Here is a 19623-nt window from a genome sequence, read left to right as displayed (position 1 = left end):
ATATATTCAAAACAACCCCCCGCCGGCTGTCGGGACCCCCAAACCACGGGCCCCCGGTTCCCCAACATGGCCAGCACCGGGGCCCGACGGCTTACGGCTTATGGCTGGGCCGTCAGGCCTTCACCAGCACCCAGGCGCCGATGCCGTGGCAACCGGAGGCCTGGAAGGCCGCCGCCCGGAAGCCGGCCGGGACCGGCGACCCCGGGCAGGTCCACAGACCGGCGCGCGCGGTGTTGTGTCGCCAGGCACCGATGCCGCCGCAGCCGGACTGCAGGTGGTCGGTGATGACGTACCCCTGGACGACGGGCGAACCGGAACACGTCCAGATCCCGTCACGCGCCACGTTGTGCCGCCACGCGCCGATCCCGCCGCAGCCGCTCTGCTGGTGGTCCGTGATGACGTAGCCCTGGACCACCGGGGAGCCGGAACACGTCCAGATCCCGTCGTGGACGAGGCCGTGCCGCCAGGAACCGATCCCGTTGCAGCCGCGCTGGTCGTGCGCGATGATCACGTAGCCGGGGACGACCGGGGACCCGGAGCACGTCCAGATCCCGTCCGAGACCGGCTGCTGGTACCACGAGCCCGCGAAGTTGCAGCCCTTGCTGTCGTAGCCCGTGATGACCCAGCCGGCCGGCACCGGCGCACCGGAACACGACCAGCGGCCGTTGCCCCAGCCCCACGCGGGCTTGGCCTCGGCACTCGTCGCGCCGCTCATCGTGCTGCCCACGATGACCGCCGCGACGAGTGCGAACGCCGACAGCACGCGCGTCCATAACCGACGATTCTTCATATCCATACCACTCCGTCCGAGTTGTCGCCCGATGACCGTCCGCACCGATCGTGCGGAACGGAGGCTCACCCTACGGGCAGGGACCGACAGGCGACAGACGGGAACGCGTCAGCCGGGTGCCGGGGCCCGCGGCGACAACCGCCTGCGGGCCCCTGAGCTTTGGGGACCGCTCAGAGCCAGGGAATCTCCTCCGGCGCATACCGGTAGGCGCGGAACACCGCGTTCTGGGCCCCGCGGGAGGACTCCAGGCCGATGCCCGCGCCGAAGGAGCCGAACTCGGGCACGGGCTCGATACTGTGCCGGGGCCCGGAAACCCGCTAGGAAGGACTGCGGACAGCCCGGGTGGGACGGCTCGCCCCTTCCCGGCCCTCACGTCTGACGGGAGAGCACCCCACATGACCAGACCCAGGAAGCTCATGGTGGGCACGGCGGCCTTCGCGCTCGCGACCGGCGGCGCCTTCGCCGTCTTCTCGGCCGACACGCTGTTCATCCGCACCGCCACTCCCCCGGGCGTCGACGACGACCGTCCGTTCTCCGTGACGATCACCTGCTGACCGGCTCGCACGCGGGGTGGTCGGAGCGTGGCGGCGCTCCGACCACGCCGCGCCTCAGCGGATCAGGGGCACGTCTTCCAGGCGAGGTGGTACACGGTGTTGATGCTCCCGTCGGTCGAGTCCATCGTCATGAAGCTCGTGGTGGTGGTCGGGTCCGAGGAGCCCGCGGCGACCCGGAGTTCGGTGTTGATGTTGAAGTTGCGCTCCTCCCCGCAGGGGGCCCAGACCAGGGCGGCGACGTCGACGGTGTCGGTCGCCTGCCAGTTGTCGTCGCGCGGGCCGTTGAAGCGGTGGGTCCCGTAGGCGGTCTGCGGGTCGCCCTGGAAGTAGTAGCCGGCCCGCTGGACGCCGGTCGCCCCGTTCTCCAGGTGGGCGTAGCCGCGGTAGTCGGTGGAGGCGATCGCGTAGGTGAAGCCCTGCGGGACGTGCACGCGGAGGTCGAGCTGACAGTTCTTCCGGAAGTCGGTGGGCTTCGATCCGACGCCGACCTGGGCGAGGTACTGGCTGTAGGTGACGGTGAAGGCGGTGTTGTCCGGGGAGACGGCGACGGCGGCCGTCCCGGCCGGGCAGCCCGAGCCGTTGACCGTCGCGACGTCGATGACGATCCGGTCGGGCGGTGTCGGGAGCGAGTCGCCACCGGAGGCGGGTGCGCCGAAGAGCGAGGCGACGACACCGGTCGCGGCCAGCACGCGGAGCAGCATGGGGTTCCCCTTTCGATCGTCCACGGGTCCGGGGGCGGGCGGGCACGGCCGGCCCGGGCCTGCCCCACCCCGGCTTTGACGCGAACATGTCACCACAGGGTGGCCGTCCGCGTACAGGGGGTGAACACGACGGAGTGGCGACGCGCGGCAGCACCCGGCGAGTGGATCACGCCAAGGGAGGCCATTGATTCGAGCCAAGTCGACGGACGGGACGGGCCCCTCGTGGCGGACCCCGACGAGTCCTGACCAGCGGCGGCGCCGACCGGGCAGCCGGAGGGCCGAACACGGATCCCCCCAACTACGCTGCCGGGACGTCAACTTGCTGTCCTACGATGCGCCCCAAGCGAAGACGATCACCTGACCGCTCACTCCGGGGGAAGTCATGCCGTTCACAGGCCGATTGACGAAGCGTCAGCGCCGCTGGCCGGTCGCCGCAGCCGCCGCCGCGCTCGCCGCGACCACGATGTTCACCGCCGCCGGTGGCGCCGCCGAGGCCGCCGCCACCCCGCCCGGCGGCCTGCCGGGCTTCAAGGACGGCTACGCCGTCAGCGACGGCCTGCGGATCCACTACGCGATCGCCGGGCACGGCCCCGCGCTCGTGCTGCTGCACGGGTGGCCGGAAACCCTCCGGGCCTGGGACCGGGTCGCGCCCGCGCTCACCCAGGACCACACCGTGATCGCCGTCGACCTGCGCGGCCTCGGCCGCTCGCAGCCCGCCCGCGGCGACGAGTACGGCACGTACACCGCCCTCACCCTGGCCGCCGACGTGCGTGCCGTCGTCGAGCAGCTGGGCTTCGGCGACGCGAGGATCGCGGTGGCCGGCCACGACGTGGGCGGCGGGGTGGCGCTCGCCTACGCGGCCCGGTACCGGGACCGGGTGGACCACCTCGCGATCCTGGAGGCGCCGCCGACCACCTGGTACCTGCAGCTCGTCGCCTCGAAGCCGAACCTGCTCTGGTGGGACTCCTTCGTCAACGGCCAGGCGAACGGCGTCGCCGAGCAGCTGGTCGCGGGCCGGGAGAAGGTCTTCTACGGCTCCGTCTACAACCGCGACGGCCGCGCGCCGAGCGCGGGCAACCAGCGCGAGTACGTCGCCGCCTACGGCCGTCCGGGCAGCACGCACGCGGGCTTCGAGTTCTTCCGCCAGCAGGACCAGGGCGAGCGCGACGTGCAGGCGCTGCTGGACGACAACCCGCTGACGATGCCGGTGCTGGGTGTCGGCGGTCAGAACAGCATGCGCGAGTCGGTCGGGGACGATCTCGGGCACGTGGCCTCGCACGTGACCACCGCCGTCGTGCCGAACGCCAACCACTGGGTGCTGGAGGAGGAACCGCAGTTCATCGTCGACCAGTTGCGGCAGCTGCTGGCACGCTGAGCCACTGGCGCGCTGAGCACGGCATCGAGTGTGACGCCCCGTCGGCCCGCCGATTGGCCCACTTCCCTGCCGCCGGATTGGCCTGGGGATCCGGTCCATTCACCTCTTAGCGTGATCGTATGAGCGAGCGGTGATCGAGGGCCTGCACGGAACGGCCCCCGGCGCCGAACGGGAGGGAAAGGGTGGACCCCATGCACGTCTTCCTCGCCGGTGCGACCGGTGCCGTCGGACGGCAGCTCGTGCCGCTCCTGCACCGGGCGGGGCACCGCGTCACGGCCGCCTCCCGGTCCGAGGGCGGCATCGCGTGGCTGCGCGAGCAGGGGGCCGACGCGGTCCGGCTGGACGTCCTCGACCGCGGGGCCACGGCGGAGGCCGTCGCCGCGGCGGCGCCGGACGCGATCGTCCACCAGCTCACGGCCCTCGCGGACGGCAGCCTGGCCGAGAACGCCCGGATCCGCCGCAAGGGCACCCGCAGCCTGGTGGACGCCGCCCGCCGGGCCGGGGTGCCGCGGATCGTCGCCCAGTCGATCTGCTGGGCGTACGGCCCGGGCGAGGAACCGGCCGACGAGACGGAGGCCCTGGACACCGGCGCGCCCGAACCACGCGCCACGACCGTCGACGGCGTGCTCGCACTGGAGCTCGCGGCGGCCGAGCTGCCGGAGCCCGTCGTCCTGCGGTACGGCATGCTGCACGGGCCCGGCACCTGGTACGAGCCGGGCGGCCTGATCGAGCAGCGGCTACGGCGGGGCGAGCTCGCCGCGGACGGCGCCGTCACGTCGTTCCTGCACGTCACGGACGCGGCGCGGGCGGCGGTCGCAGCGCTGTACTGGCCGAGCGGCGCGGTCAACGTCGTGGACGACGAGCCGGCCCCCGCGCACACGTGGGTCCCCGCCCTCGCCCGCGCGCTCGGCGTGGCCGCACCCGAGCCGAGCACCGACCGGCCCCGCTGGGCACGCGGCGCGGACGGCGGGCTCGCGCGGACCGCGTACGGCTGGCAGCCGGTGGAGGGGTCGTGGCGGACGTCCTTCGAGCGGCTGGGCGGCCCGCGGGCGGGTTCCTAGCGGACCCGCGTGCCGACCTCGCGCGTTTTCCGGCAGGGCCGGAATTGCGGCGGCACGCGTTTCACGCGGCGCCGGGCGGTCGGTCACGGTGTGGAGGCACTCACCCACCGACCGCCCGGATCCGAGAGGCCTCCCATGATCTTCATCACCGTGAAGTTCCCCGTCCGCCCCGAGTACAGCGAGCAGTGGCTCGACATCGTCCACGACTTCACCGAGGCCACCCGCGCCGAGCCGGGCAACCTGTTCTACGAGTGGTCCCGCAGCGTGGCGGACCCCGACGAGTACGTCCTCGTCGAGGGCTTCCGCGACGGCGAGGCGGGCCGGGCCCACGTCGAGTCCGCGCACTTCCGGGAGGCCATGGGGAAGCTGTCCCACGCGATCGCCGCCCGGCCCAAGATCATCAGCGTCGACCTCCCCGACCGCGAGGGCTGGGACCTCATGGGCGAACTCGCGCCCAGCGAGGCCTGAGGCCTCCGGCCGGGACGCCCGAACCAGGGGGCCGGGAGGCCGGGGGGCTTGGACCAGGGGCCGGAAGGCCAGGGGGGTTGGACCAGGGGCCGGTGATCGCGCCGATCGGATCACCGGCACACTGGAGTGACCACGGAGGACGAGCAGGAGGAGCAGCACCCCATGGCCGGTCAGACCGGGCCGCGCGCCGCGGACCGCACCCTGGAGGTGCTGGAACTCGTCGCCGGGGCGCCCACGCCCGTCTCCGCCAAGGCCCTCGCCCGCAGCCTCGGCTGCGCCCTCTCGACGGCCTACACGCTCCTCGCCCCGCTCACCGACCGCGGCTACCTCGTGCGCACCGACGGCGGCTACACCCTCGGCTACCGGGTCTCCGCGCTCCACCGCGCGTTCCAGCGGCAGATGGGCCTGACCGACGGCGTCGACGGGATCGACGGCGTCCTCGCCCGGATGCGTCACGCCACCCGCGCGTCCGCCAACTACGTGGCCTACCAGGGCGACGGCCTGGTCATCGCGGACGTGCGCACCTTCGCGGCCGACGGCGACGAGCAGGCCGACCTCGCCGTCGGCGTCGACCCCCGCTCGCACGCCTACGCGCACGGCAAGATCGCGCTGGCCGCCGCCGGGGCCGCCGCACGCCGGCGCTACGTCGAACAGCCCGGCCTGCGCCGGTTCACCCCCAACACCATCGCCTCCGCCGAGCGCCTCGACGAGGAGCTCCGGCGGATCCGCCGCACCGGCGTCGCCCTCGACGTCGAGGAGGCCCGCACCGGCCTGGCCTGCCTGGCCGCGCCCGTCCTCGGCACGGACGGCGCCGTGATCGGGAGCGTCTCCCTCGCCGTCCGCCCCGCGGACCTGCGCACCCGCCGCCACCAGCTGATCGCCGCCGTCAAGCAGGCCGCCCGCGAGGCCTCGCCGGTGCGGTGAGGCCGAGCCCGGCTCACCGCGCGCTCGGCTCACCCGGGCCCGGCTCACCCGCGCTCGACTCCCCCGGGCTCGACTCCGGAGAGCCGCTGCCCGGGCGCGCGGCCCCGGCCAGCGGGCACGCGCGGGCCCCGGAGCGCCCCCGACACGTACGAGTTGCGACGTCGACGAACCGACCCTTCCGCATAATGCAGAAGCCGCGCTCCCCTCGCGGCTCTTGACGCCTGGTCCCGTCCCAGGAAGGCGCTCGACCTTGGAAGGTTCCACCCCATCCGCGACGGTACTGGCCGACATCGCGGCCGTCCTGCTGATCGGCCTCCTCCTCACCCCGCTGCGCACCCGGCTGCGCCAGCCCGTCGTCGTCGGCGAGATCGCGGTCGGCGTCATCCTCGGGCCCAGTGTGCTCGGGCTCCTCCCCGGCCACCTGACCGACGCGCTCTTCCCGCCGGACGTGCGCCCGCACCTGGCGGTCGTCGCCCAACTCGGCATCGTCCTCTTCATGTTCGCGGCCGGCTGGGAGCTCGACCTGCGGCTGCTGAGCGGCCGGGTCAGGGCGGTGCTCGCCGTCACCGCCGCGTCCGTCCTGATCCCGTTCGCGCTGGCCCTCGTCCTGGCGGCCGTTGTCGCCGCCCGCTACCCGTGGCTGCTCGGCGCCACCGCCTCACCGTGGCTGTTCGCCGCGTTCCTCGGCATCGCCCTCTCCGCGAGCGCCTTGTCGGTCATGGCCCGCATCGTGGGCGAGAACCGGCTCCAGGCCTCCGGCACGGGCGCCATGGCCACCGCGTGCGGGGCGCTCACCGAGATCACGGCGTGGTGCGCCGTCGTCTGCCTGGCCGCCGCGGCCCGCGGTCCCGGGTCCGCCGGGTCGTCCGGGTCCGGTCACGCGCTCCTGACGCTCGGCCAAGTCGCCTGCTACGCCGTCGCAATGGCGTTCGTCGTCCGCCCGCTGCTGCGCCGGATGCTCCGCCTGCCCGTCGGCGCCGGCGGCCACCCGTTCCTCGCGCTGCTGATCGTCGGCAGCGGGCTCCTGCTCTCCGCCTGGGTCACGTCCCGCCTCGGCGTCCACGCCGTCATCGGCGCCTTCGCATTCGGTCTCGCCATGCCGCGCGACGCCGCCGAGGAGCTGCGGCACACGATCGAGCTCCCGATGCGGCACGCGGGCGCGCTCCTCGTACCGGTCTTCTTCGCGCTCACCGGCCTGTCCGTCGACCTCACCGGCCTCGGCCCGCGCGGCCTGCTCGCCGTCGCCGTCTTCCTCGCCGTCTCGTGGGGCGGCAAGTACGCCGGCGCGCGGCTCGGCGCCCGGCTCACCGGCGTTCCGCGCGGCGAGGCGACGACGCTGGCCGTCCTCGTGAACACCAAGGGGCTCAGCGAGGTCCTCATCCTGACGCTCGGCCGCGACCTCGGCATCATCGGCGACCGGCTCTTCACCGTCCTCCTGCTGACCGCCCTCGCGGCGACGCTCCCCGTCAACCCGCTGGTCCGCCGCCTGACCCGCCTCCCGGGCGGGGCCGCAGGCGTGCCCCGCCGGCCATTGGTGGCCACGACCGCCGAGGAGGCCCAGGGCGCGTAGGGCGGGAGTAGGAAGTCGAGCAGGCCGACTTCCTACTCACCCACCCACCTACCCACACCAACTCCCAGGCACAGCCCAACGCACACCCCACCAACCACCCACGAAACCCAGAACACGCAAGGCGCAAGCAGAAAGTCGACCAGGCCGACTTCCTACGCACCCGCCCTCAACCCCCACCAGCTCCCAGGAACGACCCAACGCACGCCCCACCAGCCATTGGTGGCCACGACCGCCCACGAAACCCAAGACGCGCAAGGCACAAGCAAGAAGTCGAGCAGGCCGACTTCCTGCTCAGCGCCCGCGGGCGAGCCAATCGGTCCAGGTTCGACGGGAGTTGGCGAGCTCGGGGTGCTCAAGCAGGTGAAGGACGTAGCCCGCATGGGTCCGGGCCCACGGGTCGGCGGACCCGGAGGCATGGGCGAGGCGCTCGCGCAGGTCGGGGGAATCGACGGCGCGGGCGATCCGGACGTACTCGCGGTCCTTGCAGCGGTACCGGCGCCGGACGGCGAGTTCGACGAAGTCGGCGAGTTTCGCACGGCCCGGGCCGTCCAGCTCGGCACGGGCCAGCTCCCGGATGACGGACTCCTTCGTGCCCCAGGCCTTCGCGTGGCACGTCCACGCCCGGGGGTGGCGCAACTCCCACTCCAGGAAGAGCAGGGCGTACGGCAGCCCCGGCCACGTCGCGTACGCGTCGGGCGTGACGCCCTGCCACAGGGCCTCGGGCAGCGAACGGCTTCGGGCCTCCCGCCACCGCGTGAGTGCTTCCCGAACGGCCGGCTCCCGGTACGGCTCCGGCGCACCCGAGCGGTTCGCTTGCGACAGCGCCCCGTTGAACTCCGTGATCGCGGACCCGACCGCCTGCCGGGCCGCGGCGAGGCGGACGAGTGCGGCCACCCGCACGGCCGGGTCCTCGGCGATCAGGCCGTGGGCCCAGCCGAGTCGTTCGTGCCACGCCTCATCGGTCATGCGGACGATCATCGCTGACGGCGGAGCAGCGGGCGGAGGCGGGGTCCGATCATCGGAGAAGGCGTCAACGCCGCAGCCACTCGTCGAGGAGTGCGGCCTCGGCGCCGCTGAGGTTGGGCAGTTCGGGCAGGAGGGTGCGGAAGGCGGCGACGACGGCCGCCGGCTCCCGGGCGGGGACGGCGGGTTCGTCGGCGAGGATCGCGCGGGCGACCGCCTCGAAGGCGGCGTCGGCCAGGTGCGGGTCGCGTTGCTCCGGGGGCAGGGTCAGCAGCGTGTGGACGGTGCCGACGCCGGCCGCGCGGATGAGGTTGACGGCGCGTTCCTCGCTGACCCGCAGCCGCCCGGCGGCGGCCACCCGGTGCACGCGTTCGGCGAGGATCCGCACGCCCCGCACCTGGGCCGGGGTCTCGCGGGCGCGGGCCGGGTCGATCAGCAGGCCGAAGACGTACGGGTTGGCGAGTCCGAAGCCGACCTGGGTGTCCCAGCCGGCGCGGAGGTCCGCCACCGGGTCGTCCGACCGGGCGGCGGTCTCCTTGCCGGCCACGTGCTCCGCGAAGACGTGCTCGGCGGCGGCGTCGAGCAGCGCCTCCTTGTCCTCGAAGAGCCGGTAGAGCGCGGGCGGCTGCAGCCCGGCCTCCTGGGCGACGCGGCGGGTGGTCACTGCGGCGGGCCCGTGCTCGCCCAGCAGACCGGCCGCGGCCTTCACGATGCGCTCGCGGGTGAGGTCTCGCCGCTCGGTGTTCGGTGCCATGGCAGCGATGGTACCGCTGATACCAGTTCTCTTCGGCTTCCCTTCGGCTTGAAGCGAGCCCTTGCACTCACTGGAAGTATCAGTGTTAACGTTATTTTCGTTCCACTGGAAACAAGGGAGGGAGTCAGCCGTGCTGATCGTCACAGGAGCCACCGGCCGCCTCGGCACACTGATCGTCGACCGCCTGCTGGAGCGGGTGCCGGCCGACCGGATCGGCGTCAGCGTGCGCGACGCGAGCCGGGCAGCAGGGCTCGCGGAGCGCGGAGTCCGAGTGCGCGAGGGGAACTTCACCGAGCCCGACGGCCTCACGCACGCCTTCGAGGGCGCGGAGCGCGTCCTCGTCGTCTCGGCGGCCATCCGGGGCGGCGGCGCACTCGCCGCCAACACGGCCGCCGTCGACGCGGCCCGGGCGGCGGGCGCCCGGCGCGTCCTGTACACGAGTCACCAGGCCGCGTCCCCCACGTCGCTGTTCCCGCCGCAGCCGGTACACGCGGCCACCGAGGAGCACCTGAAGCGGCAAGGGGTCCCGTACACCGCTCTGCGGAACGGCTTCTACGCCTCCACCCTGAGCCTCTACCTCCGCGCGGCGCTGGAGAGCGGCACGCTCGCCCTGCCGCAGGACGGCCCGGTCTCCTGGACGGCGCACGAGGACCTGGCGGAGGCTGCCGCCGTCGCACTGACGGAGGACGGCGTACTCGACGGCATCACGCCGCCGCTGACGGCCCGCCGGACGCTGGACTTCGCCGGCGTCGCCGCGATCCTGAGCCGCATCACCGGCCGGACGATCACCCGGGTCGTCCTGGACGACGACGCGTGGGTCTCGGCGGCCGTCGCCGGCGGGATGCCACGGCCGGCCGCGGAGTTCGCGCTGACGATGTTCGCGGCAGCGCGCAACGGCGAATTCGACGTCACCGGCCCCGCGCTGGAGGATGTGATCGGCCACCGAGCGAAGAGCGTCGAGGAGGTCCTGGAGGAAGCCGTCCACTCGTGGTGAGTGGTCGGCTGCTGATCGAGATCTCGACCTGGAGCGGTGCGCCGGGGAGACTGAGGGCATCCCTCACGTGAAGGAGCTGTGATGCAGGTAGCCGTGGTCACTTTCGACGGTTTCAACGAACTCGACAGCTTCATCGCTTCCGCGTTGATCAACCGGTGCCGTGCGGACGGCCTGGAGGCTTTCATCACGACGCCGACGCCGGTGGTCACGTCGATGAACGGCGTCGAGGTGACCGGGCAGCGCCCGATGGAGTTCGTGACCGACGCCGATGTCGTGCTCATCGGCAGCGGAGTGAAGACGCGGGACGTGGTCGCCGACAACCGGCTGATCTCCCGGCTGCCGCTCGACCCTTCGCGACAGCTGATCGGCTCCCAGTGCTCGGGCGCGCTGGTGCTCGCCCGGCTCGGGCTTCTGAAGGGCATGCCCGCCTGCACGGACAACACGAGCCGGCCCTTCGTCGAGGCCTGCGACGTCACCGTACTGGACGCACCGTTCCACGCCGAGGGGAACATCGCCACGGCGGGCGGTTGCCTGGCGTCCCAGTACCTCGCCACCTGGGTCATCAGCCGCACGCTCGGGGATGACGCCGCGCGCGGCGTCATCACCTACGTGGCCCCGGTCGGCGAGAACCGGGAGACCGTCGAACGCGCCCTCCGCACCGTCCACTCGGGGGAGGCTGCACTGCACTGACGCCGGCAGGCCGTCGCGGGGGCGACGACAAAGGACATCGTCCTGATCGTCGATGGCATCCCGGTCCCAACGCGCGGCCACACCATTGGTCGTCCGCGGACGTGGCCGGATCAACCGCGCCGGCCTGGGCGAACCCGACCAGGTGGTCCATGTCCGAGGCATGAAGTCCACAGCGTCGTTACTCGGTGCCCGTCGGTTGCACTCGTGTCGCGCAACACGATCTATCGGATCAGACGCGCCCGCGAAACCCGAAAATTGCTCACACCCCGATACGCACCCCACCGGGCCCCGCCCGGCGCGTGCGCTCGTGGATGGGGCCGCCCGGCACGAACCAGCCCGCCTTCTTCCGGACGGCCGGGCTCGGGTCCCGTTCGTGCGACGCCCGCAGCGCCTCGGCGGCGCGGGCGTCGTCGTGGACGAACTTGCCGACGAGCTCGGCCGCCATGGCCCGCGCCCGCGGATCCGGATCGGACGCCAAGTGCCGCAGCCCGGGCTCCAGAACACGGTCCGCGCCCGGGGCGCAGACGTCCCCCTTGCAGCGGTCGCACGCGAGCGCGTGAAACGCGGCGATCCTGACCGAGGCGTCCGGATCGTCGGCCATGGCGATCAGCTGCCCCATCGACTCGACGTCGACCATGTGGTCCAGGAGGCGACAACACCCCTCCCGTACCGCCGCGTCGGCGTGCGAGAGCCCCGCCCGTATCGCGTCACGCGCCCCGGCGCCGCGCCGCAGCAGCTCCCGGTAGGCGGGCACGGCGCGCTGCGGATCGCCCAGGCAGGTGACCAGGGCGTCGTTGTCGGTCCGGACGAATCCCAGCATGGCACCACCTTCCGCCCGCACCGCCCGTACGGACAAAGGGTTTTCGCCCGTCGCCCCCGTGCGGCGGGGCTGGTGCGGGTAGGGCGACGGGGGATGACCGACAGCCGAGGAGGAGGCACACGTGCAGGAACAGGTGCTCGACGTGATCGTGGTGGGCGCGGGCGTCCTCGGGCGCTCGCTCGCACTGGCGCTGGCCGAGGCCGAACCCGCCCTGCGGGTGGGCCTGTCCGGGCCCGGCGGGCCCGGTGCGTCGCCGGCGGCGGGGGCGATGCTCGGCGTGCTCGGCGAGGTGACGGCGGGCGCGCTCCGCACCGCCCACGGGCGCCTGCGGGTCGACCTCGCCGTCGAGGCCGGGCGGCGCTGGCCCGCCTGGCGCCGACGGATACGGGCGCTCGCGGGGAGCGCCGCGCCGGCGGACGGCTTCGGTCGGGGCACGTTCGTCCTGCTCAACGCCGTCGGCTCGACGCTCGACCAGCAGTCCCTCGGCGCGATCGGCCGCGCCGGCGCCGAACACGGGCTGCCGGTGGAGGAAGTCGACCCGCTGGAGGTACCCGGCGTCTCCGCACTCGACAACGACCGCCCCCTGCGCGCCCTGCACCTGCCGGACGAGGCCTTCCTCGACGCCCGCCGCTGGCTGGCGACCCTGGACGCCGCCCTCGCCGCGCTGCCGAACGTCGTGCCCCTGCCCGCGGGACGGCCGCTCCCCCACCCGGACGGCTACCTCCTGAAGACCCCTGAACTCCGGGCCACCGCACGCATCATGGTCCTCGCCACCGGAGCCTGGACGACGCAACTGGTCGAGGAGCTGGATCCGGACCTCACGCTGCTGCCCGTCGTCTGCACGGAGGGCACGGCCGTCACCCTCACCGCCCCCGCCGCCCTCCCCACCGTCCTGCGCACCCCGAACCGGGCCTACGCGTGCGGCCTGCACGCCGTCCCCCAGGCCGACGGCACCTGGTACGTCGGCGCATCCGCCAACCCGGCCCTCACCCCCGGCACCCACCCGACCCCGGGCGCCCTGCGGTTCCTCCTCGACGCAGCCCTCGGCCAGCTCCACCACGGCCTGGCCACCGCCCGGTTGCTCCACGTCCACCACGGCAACCGCCCCATCGGCCTCGACGGACACCCCTTGATCGGCCCGACCGGCCGCCCCGGCCTCTGGCTGCTCACCGGAACCCACCGCGACGGCCTGCACGGCTCCCCGCTGATCGCCCGGGAGCTCGCCGCCGAGATCCTCGGCGCCGCGCCGAGCGCGTGGCTCGCACCCTGGCGACCCGACCGCACCCCGATCGCCGACTGGACGGCCGACGAGGCCATCGCCGAAGCCGCCGCCCACCACCACGCCCTGACCGCCGAGTCCCGCATGCGCCCACCCCTGAGCGGCAGTTGGCCCCAGGCCCTTGCCGACGCGTACCACCAGCAGATCGCCGACGCCTACCGCCGCCTGCCCGACGGCTTCGTCCTGCCACCCGACCTCGCCCCGCTCGCCTACGAGCACGGGCCGGCGCTGGCCAAGCTCCTCGCGAGGACGATCGGGAGCCGACGCATCACTCCCTAAAATTCCCTATCGAGACCTTTAATAGGTATGTTTAAGTACACACCATGACTCACCCAGGCATCTACAAGTCCGCCGAGGGCGCTCGCGTCCTCGCGCGGCAGTACACCGCCCTGCTCGACCGATGGCCTGTCCCCGCCCAGTACTTGGACATCCCCACGCGCCAGGGCCGGACCTTCGTCGTGGCGAGCGGGCCGCCCGACGCGCCGCCCCTCGTGCTGCTGCACGGCTCCGGGGCGAACTCCGCCATGTGGACCGAGGACGTCGCGTGCTGGGCCCCGCACTTCCGGATCCTGGCGGTCGACGTCATCGGCGAACCCGGCCTGAGCGCCCCCGCCCGACCTCCACTCGCCTCGGACGCCCACGCCCTGTGGCTCGACGACGTCCTCGACCACTTGGGCGTCGACCGCGCCGCCTTCGTCGGCACGTCCCTCGGCGGGCGGCTCGCCCTCGACTACGCCGTCCGGCGCCCGGAGCGGGTCGAGCGGCTCGTCCTGCGCTGCCCCAGCGGCATCGGCCGCCAGAAGACGGCCGTACTCGCGGCCTCGCTGCTGCTCCTGCCACTCGGCCGGTGGGGGCGGCGCACGATGCTGAAACTGGCGCTCGGCCCGCTACCGCCCACCACCGCGAGGGAGCACGCCTTCGGCGAGGCCGTCCTCCTGATCCACCGCCACTTCCGCCCCCGGCGCGAACGGATCCCCGTCATCGACGACGCCGCGCTGGCGGCCCTCCCGATGCCCGTCCACGTCACGCTCGGCGCCCGGGACCGCCTCCTCGACTCCCGACACACCGCCCGCCGCCTCCAGCGTTCGGCCCCGCACGCCACCGTGTGCTTGCTCCCCGGAGAGGGCCACCTGCTGAGGGGACTGGCGGAGCCAACCCTGGAGGCGCTGCTGGCGGAGGCGGCCAGGTAGCCAGGCCGAGGCCGGCAGGATGGAAGTCCTGCCGAAGGTCGACCGGGGCCTGGCCGCGCAGTGGTGCGGGAGCGTAGACAACGGCTGGATGCCGGCGACGGGCTGCGCCCTCAATTGTCGGGACGACCGTCAGCCGAGAGACGGTGGTGAAGAACGCCCGCGGATCGGCGGCATCGGGAGGTCAGAGTATGCGCAGCTGGTCGAAGGCCGGCAGCCGGCCGTCCGCCAAGGCCTCCTCCGCCTTTGCGACTTCGCCGTCCGACGGTGGTTCGAGATCCAGGTAGCCGGGGTCGTCACCACCGCCGTCGGAAGTCGCGTGCGTGCCCAGGTGGCCGTGCAGCGCCGCTTTGGCCGACCGCGGCAGCTGCATCGGTTCGTCGGCCAGGAACCGGAAGACGTCGTCCGTGACCTGCCGTTCGTTGGGCAGGCCGCCGTGGACGGCGCGGACGTAGCGGACCTCGCCGACGTGCTCCAGCTCGGCCGATGCGAGCGGCACCCTGCCGTCCCCTTCCCGGTCGCGGTCGCCGGGAATCCGTTTGGTCACCCGCTCCATGGTTTCCCAGCCGAAGTCGACCGAGGACGGCAAGCCGGGATCGAGCCGCCTGCGGAAGGCAACGCGGAAGAGCGTGCGGTAGCCGACGCCCGCGATGACGGCCATCCGGTCGCGCTTTCCCTGGTCCAGCTGCTCGTGCCAGGCGTGGAGCTCGCGGTGCGCCGCACCGGCGGCCGACAGGACCGTCTGGAGTCGATCCTCCTGCTCGGCGGTGAGGCCGTCGAGCCGCCAGGAGTGCGCATCGTAGAGGTCGAAGTTCGCGCATGGGTGCGGATATCGGTCTCCGCCCTCCGCGGGCTTCGGATCGTCATCACGAGTGCCCGGGTAGACGCCCACGGGTGCCGGCAGCAGAGCGAGTACGCCCCACATCGAGCGGAACGTCCGGCGGCTCAGGTACTTCCCCAGCACGGCGAACCAGCTGAACCCCCAGAAGTGGTTCTTCAGGTAGCCCGCGATGGCCGGTGAACCGTAGTGCGGCGTCGCGAGGAACACCACCTTGCCGACCTGCCGCCACAGCTCGGGGTAGCGGCCGAGGGTCGTCCGGACCACCAGGCCGCCCATGCTGTGCGCGACCAGGTGGACGGGACGGCCCCCGTTCGCCGCGTGCGCGGCCAGCACAGCGTCCCTCAGCCGGGCGGCATCCGCCGCGATCGGTTTGCGCCAGTCGTAGGGGAAGCCCTGGTAGCCCAGGTCGGACCGACCACGGGTCGCAGTGAAGAAGGCATCGTAGCCCGGGTCGACGACGACCGGACCCACCTGGAAACCCTCGTCCTCGTCGGTCGTCCCGTCAGGGGACAGGCGCAGATCGTCGAGACGGTGCCGGGTCCGCGGATCGATCCACCAGATGCCGCCCTGGCCCTGGCTGGCGAGCACGCTGCCCATGACCCCCGGAAGGAAGATCAGGTCGACCGGTCTGGTGGCGAGATGGCCGGGCTCGCGTGCCGACCGGGCGAGGGCCTGGAGCTCCCGGAACCCGTCCTCGCCGAGCAGGGCCCTCAGCGGCTCCCGCGCACCGGGCTCGTCGGCCAGCCGCAGCCGTCGCGCCGGGTCGACGGTCAGGAACTCCGCTATGACGTCCGATGGTTGCCTACTCATCGTCGCACCTCCGGGTGCACGGCCGGCCCCCGTCAACGCAGGGCCGAGACCGCGGCGTAACTCCGGACGCACACCTTGTAGTCGTTGACGTAGTTGTAGAACAGGCCGCCCGGGTTGCGGTACTCGTCCCACAGGAACCGCCTGGCCTGCACCATCGCCTCCCCCGCGGGCACGGCGTGGCCGTCGGGCCGCAGGTACAGGAAGTGGAAGAAGACCTCGGCCAGGCGGGCGGCCAGCCTGATCGGCACCTCGCCCTCGGTGCCGATGAACACGCGGCACCCGCGCTCGAAGAAGACCTCCTCCAGTTCGTTGGCCTCGCCCGGGCCGGCGGCGGACGTGCCGCAGGCATTCAGGAACACCAGCGGGCGGTCGGGGAAGGGCGCTCCGGCGCGCAGGTCCGACAGGTCGAGTTCCTCCTCGGGGTCATTGGTGCTGCCGAAGCGGAGCCTTGGTGCCGATCCGGTCCCGGCGGCCTGGCAGTACGCGTACACGAGCCGGACCGGGGAGGGACCGGGCTCGGTCAGGAACTCTCTCACCTCGGCACGTGCGCCGTCCGGGCCCGACGGCAGCACGAGGCCGGTCCAGCGGCGCAGTTCGCCGCGGTGCACCCGTGCCTCCGGCGCAGTGATGTCACCGTCCGCGCTGCCCCAGTAGAGGAGGTGGGCCCGGGTGGTCTGCTCGCTCTCCCCAAGTGCCCGGCCGGCAGAGACCCGATGGGCTTGGTGCTCTGCCCGCAACCGCATCCCGAGGAACCTGCCCACCTCGACGGGCGCGCGATCAGTGGGCTCCGGCCCCGTGTAGAGCAAGGCCCACGGAACGTGCGGCAGCCGCTCGCTCTGTTCCGGGTACCAGACGATCCTGAGCCGGTCGCCCGCCGCGAGCCCGCCGACCAGTTCATTGAGCTCGGTGCCCGCGGGGAACAGCGCCAGGTACAACGCACGGCCGTTGGACCCGAGACGCCGAAGCTTCCTGCTGTGGACCGCCTCCTCCCAGGCCCTGCGGTGCCGCTCGTCCGCGCGGTCCACCGGCGCACTCCAGTCCCGGCACGGCTCGAACCGAGCGAGGCGGCCGACGAGGTCGGCCGGCTCCACGTCGTCGAGCAGGTCCGAGAACTCCTCTCTGAAGTCCTTGAGTGCAGAACGGAGTTCGGCGATGCGCTGCACCACGGTGGCCGCGGGCTTCCACGGAACGGTGCCATGGGCTTCGCTGTCCTCCCGGCGTGGGTCCGTGGTCTCCAGCTCCCAGTTCACCGTGTTTCCGTTCATCGACAGGCGCAGCTCGGTCAGCGGGTCGAACCAGTCCACGGGGATGCGCACTCCGGTGTGTTCGGCGGGCAGGAGCTCCACTTCGTCGACGGTCGTCGACGGTCCCTTCGGTGCTCTGTGCGGAAGTAGCCACGCCCGGTGCGTCGGGGCGGTGTAGAACGTCACGGTCAGCTCGCGGTAGAGATCGCCGCGCGCGAACACCCGCGCGTGCAGGGCGGGTGACCCGTCGGTGCGCAGCGTGACACCGAGCGTGCGGAGCTCGGAGTCACCGAAACGCGGGATCGTCAGGTCGAACGCGGCCTGCCACTGCGGTCCGTCGGCCGTCTCGACGGCCTCGAACGTGACGGGAGCGGGCCCGGAGCGGAACAACAGCGCCCCTTCCGGCGGTATCAGCTCGACGTCGCGGGACCAGACCTCCCAGCGGGTCTCCAGCCCGGACGCCGGGATGTCCGTAGCGGGGATCGGGGCCGCATCGGTCAGCAGGTTGCCGGGCACCGGTGCGCCGACCCGGAAGCAGCCTCGGTAGGGCCGTCCCACCTCAAGGGCGGTCACGGCGGCGAAGCCCGTTTCGGGCTCCTCGACCCAGAAGTTGATCGACCGTTCGTCGAGCGGGCCGCGCTCGTCCGGCGACAGACCCCCGTCCCGGGCGGGTGCGGGTCGGGATTCCAGGCGGCCGGTTCCGACGTTCGGGAGGTCCTTGTCCGCGTGTGAGGACCGGAACCGGAACCAGGGGCGCTTCTGAGGCCGAGCCGGCGGTCCCCCGCTTCCGTAGCCACCGGGATTCGCCGGGTTCCATGGGGACGAAACGGACTCGCCGGCCGGGGCCGGGGCCCCCAGCGGCGGGAGCGCCGGGGCAGGGGCTGGGGTGGGGAGAGGTGGGAGCGCCGGGGCCGGGGCTGGGGTAGGGAGAGGCGGGAGCGCCGGGGCCGGGGCCGGGGCCGGAGAATCGATGTTCCGCACGGGCTCACGGTCGTCGATCACTGCGCCGCCGTTCCCGGCCGTGTCCGCGGGACTGCCGTCACCCCCGAAGACCGGACCGACAGGCCAGCTCCGGTACTTCATCGCGTCCTCGAGCACCTGAAGCGCGGACACTCGGTCCGGCACCGACACAGAGTGCAGCCTGCTCGCCGTCTGCCGGACGATGTCCGGGACGGTCGCGCGCGACACCAGCCACGTGATCTGCCACCGCAGTCCCGTCGCGGGGAACTCGTCCACGTCCCGCAACCCGACGGCCACCCGCCCGATGTCACGGTGCGTGTCGAACAGCCGGGGAAGATCGGGTACGAACGCGCCGTGACCGGCGGCCGCCCCGACCACGCCCTGACCGATCGGCAGCCAGTCCTGCGGTGGGCGCGTCTCGACCGCACGGGCGAGCAAGGACGCGAGCAATGCACCCGCTGCGGCATCGTCCTCCACCGGAAGGGCCCCGGGTTCGAGGCGCAGTTGCCCGTCCGGAGGGAGCAAGCGCTCGGCCAGCCGGTCCGCCACGACACGGTGCAGGCCCGCGACCGCTGCCGGGACCGTGCGGGCGCCCTGCGTCGGCGGTGGACGCCGCGCCATGCTGTCCGCGTCGAGCAGCAGTCGGACGATCTCGTCGGCGTCCGTCGGCGTCACTCCGTCCGGGACCCGGTTCCGCAGGAAGTCCCCGAGCGCCGTGTCGACCGGGGTGAAGGCTGCGAAGGTCTCCCAGGGCAGTGAGCTCGGATAGTCGAGAGACCGGAGGTACTCGTCCCCCCGAGCAAGCCGATCAAGAGCCTTCCCGAGCCACCGGGTCGATCCACCGCCCCGTGCCACCGCCAGCCCGAGCCAGAACTGCACGTCGAGGTCACCGTGGTCCTCGATCCGGCGGGCCTCCTCCTCCGGCAGCCCGATCACGGCCAGCTTGCGAGCGGCCTCGATCCGTTCGTCCCGATCAACGCTCCGCGTCCGGGCGACGACCCAGGGCACCACCACTGGGCTGCGCGCCGTGACCAGCGCGTCAACGGCAGGCTCCCGGTCTCCCGGAAGCTCGTCGAGCAGCTCGGCCAGCCGCCTCCGAACCCGCGCGGTCGGCACCCGGCCCGCCACGGCCAGTACCGCCGACCTCTCGGTCCCGTAGCCGCCGGGTTCGAGCACCGCCAGCACCGCATCGGCCACGGCGATCCAGGCCCGCCGGGGCAACGGCAGCTGGACCAGAGCCCGCAACGCGGCGATCCGGACTGCCGGTTCCGGGTCCGATAAGGCGCTCAGCAGGGGCGAGACGACCTGATACGAAAGCTCCGGTTCGGCGCGGGCCTTCTCCTGGATCCGATCGGCTCCCATGGCGACCCCCAATGGGTGTGTCGATCCGCCGCGTGGATCGTCGCCTACATCCAAGCTACGTCCGATTCACGGCGTCCGGCGGAGCCGGCAGGCGGCCGCGACCACCACGTCCACAGAGGCTGGTGGCTGCCCCCTCACCGGCCCCGCCGGCAAGGTGCGCGTGGTAGGGGCGGAGACGTCGTCGGCGCGGGCGTCGGCGCGGATGTCTCCGGTGGTCGTGGCGAGGACCGCAGTGATGGCCGACGGGAGCTCCTGCCGGGTGTGAGCGAAGGAGAT

The 19623-nt window shown here is 72.9% G+C and carries 17 protein-coding genes; 10 read left to right on the top strand and 7 right to left on the bottom strand.

Annotated elements, in window-relative coordinates; translation table 11 throughout:
- Window positions 1-112 precede the first annotated feature (112 nt).
- Window positions 113-790: a hypothetical protein gene (locus tag ACFV4G_RS10810; RefSeq protein ID WP_380438716.1), complete on the bottom strand. Its 678-nt coding sequence runs from the start codon at window positions 788-790 to the stop codon at window positions 113-115.
- Between the two features lie 395 nt (window positions 791-1185).
- Here ACFV4G_RS10810 and ACFV4G_RS10805 point away from each other — a divergent pair, with 395 nt between their 5' ends.
- On the top strand, window positions 1186-1344 hold the full coding sequence (locus ACFV4G_RS10805) for a hypothetical protein (protein WP_380438714.1): 159 nt from the start codon (window positions 1186-1188) through the stop codon (window positions 1342-1344).
- A gap of 62 nt (window positions 1345-1406) precedes the next feature.
- On the opposite strand, the gene ACFV4G_RS10800 is transcribed toward ACFV4G_RS10805, so the two are convergent.
- Window positions 1407-2042 (bottom strand): DUF4360 domain-containing protein, encoded by a 636-nt coding sequence (locus ACFV4G_RS10800; protein ID WP_380438792.1) that lies wholly within the window; start codon window positions 2040-2042, stop codon window positions 1407-1409.
- A gap of 403 nt (window positions 2043-2445) precedes the next feature.
- On the opposite strand from ACFV4G_RS10800, the gene ACFV4G_RS10795 reads away from it, so the two are divergent.
- From ACFV4G_RS10795 to ACFV4G_RS10775, 5 genes are all read left to right on the top strand, one after another.
- Window positions 2446-3420 (top strand): alpha/beta fold hydrolase, encoded by a 975-nt coding sequence (locus ACFV4G_RS10795; RefSeq protein WP_380438712.1) that lies wholly within the window; start codon window positions 2446-2448, stop codon window positions 3418-3420.
- Between the two features lie 191 nt (window positions 3421-3611).
- Window positions 3612-4481, top strand: a complete 870-nt coding sequence (locus tag ACFV4G_RS10790; protein ID WP_380438790.1) for an NAD-dependent epimerase/dehydratase family protein — start codon at window positions 3612-3614, stop codon at window positions 4479-4481.
- Between the two features lie 135 nt (window positions 4482-4616).
- Complete coding sequence (locus ACFV4G_RS10785; protein ID WP_380438710.1) at window positions 4617-4949, top strand: putative quinol monooxygenase; 333 nt, start codon at window positions 4617-4619, stop codon at window positions 4947-4949.
- Window positions 4950-5075: 126 nt separating this feature from the next.
- Window positions 5076-5873 carry an IclR family transcriptional regulator gene (locus ACFV4G_RS10780; RefSeq protein ID WP_380438708.1) on the top strand — a complete coding sequence of 266 codons (798 nt, stop codon included), beginning with the start codon at window positions 5076-5078 and terminating at the stop codon, window positions 5871-5873.
- Window positions 5874-6123: 250 nt separating this feature from the next.
- The gene (locus tag ACFV4G_RS10775; RefSeq protein ID WP_380438706.1) at window positions 6124-7443 is read left to right on the top strand and encodes a cation:proton antiporter; all 1320 of its coding nucleotides are present in this window, start codon (window positions 6124-6126) and stop codon (window positions 7441-7443) included.
- Between the two features lie 291 nt (window positions 7444-7734).
- On the opposite strand, the gene ACFV4G_RS10770 is transcribed toward ACFV4G_RS10775, so the two are convergent.
- Window positions 7735-8409: a hypothetical protein gene (locus ACFV4G_RS10770; RefSeq protein WP_380438705.1), complete on the bottom strand. Its 675-nt coding sequence runs from the start codon at window positions 8407-8409 to the stop codon at window positions 7735-7737.
- 64 nt (window positions 8410-8473) lie between these two features.
- Entirely contained in the window at window positions 8474-9160 is a 687-nt protein-coding gene (locus ACFV4G_RS10765; RefSeq protein WP_380438703.1) for a TetR/AcrR family transcriptional regulator, read from the bottom strand.
- 130 nt (window positions 9161-9290) lie between these two features.
- On the opposite strand from ACFV4G_RS10765, the gene ACFV4G_RS10760 reads away from it, so the two are divergent.
- Together ACFV4G_RS10760 and ACFV4G_RS10755 are read left to right on the top strand one after the other, a co-directional pair.
- Window positions 9291-10154 (top strand): NAD(P)H-binding protein, encoded by an 864-nt coding sequence (locus tag ACFV4G_RS10760; protein WP_380438701.1) that lies wholly within the window; start codon window positions 9291-9293, stop codon window positions 10152-10154.
- Window positions 10155-10235: 81 nt separating this feature from the next.
- Window positions 10236-10844: a DJ-1/PfpI family protein gene (locus tag ACFV4G_RS10755; RefSeq protein ID WP_380438699.1), complete on the top strand. Its 609-nt coding sequence runs from the start codon at window positions 10236-10238 to the stop codon at window positions 10842-10844.
- A gap of 259 nt (window positions 10845-11103) precedes the next feature.
- Here the strand turns inward: ACFV4G_RS10755 and ACFV4G_RS10750 are convergent, their stop codons facing one another.
- Window positions 11104-11664, bottom strand: a complete 561-nt coding sequence (locus ACFV4G_RS10750; protein WP_380438697.1) for a HEAT repeat domain-containing protein — start codon at window positions 11662-11664, stop codon at window positions 11104-11106.
- A 121-nt stretch (window positions 11665-11785) separates the two neighbouring features.
- Between ACFV4G_RS10750 and ACFV4G_RS10745 the strand changes: the two genes are divergently transcribed.
- Together ACFV4G_RS10745 and ACFV4G_RS10740 are read left to right on the top strand one after the other, a co-directional pair.
- Window positions 11786-13222 carry an NAD(P)/FAD-dependent oxidoreductase gene (locus ACFV4G_RS10745; protein WP_380438695.1) on the top strand — a complete coding sequence of 479 codons (1437 nt, stop codon included), beginning with the start codon at window positions 11786-11788 and terminating at the stop codon, window positions 13220-13222.
- Window positions 13223-13266: 44 nt separating this feature from the next.
- Window positions 13267-14133 carry an alpha/beta fold hydrolase gene (locus tag ACFV4G_RS10740; protein WP_380438693.1) on the top strand — a complete coding sequence of 289 codons (867 nt, stop codon included), beginning with the start codon at window positions 13267-13269 and terminating at the stop codon, window positions 14131-14133.
- Between the two features lie 181 nt (window positions 14134-14314).
- Here ACFV4G_RS10740 and ACFV4G_RS10735 read toward each other — a convergent pair whose 3' ends face one another.
- Window positions 14315-15781, bottom strand: coding sequence for a lipase family alpha/beta hydrolase (locus ACFV4G_RS10735; protein WP_380438691.1), 1467 nt, complete (start codon window positions 15779-15781; stop codon window positions 14315-14317).
- 32 nt (window positions 15782-15813) lie between these two features.
- Window positions 15814-19347: a CHAT domain-containing protein gene (locus ACFV4G_RS10730; RefSeq protein WP_380438689.1), complete on the bottom strand. Its 3534-nt coding sequence runs from the start codon at window positions 19345-19347 to the stop codon at window positions 15814-15816.
- Window positions 19348-19623 lie beyond the last annotated feature (276 nt).

The sequence above is a fragment of the Kitasatospora sp. NPDC059747 genome (assembly GCF_042732955.1).
GTDB lineage: Bacteria > Actinomycetota > Actinomycetes > Streptomycetales > Streptomycetaceae > Kitasatospora.
Note: the sequence above shows the minus strand (reverse complement) of the source record. Positions and strands in the feature narration are given on the sequence as shown.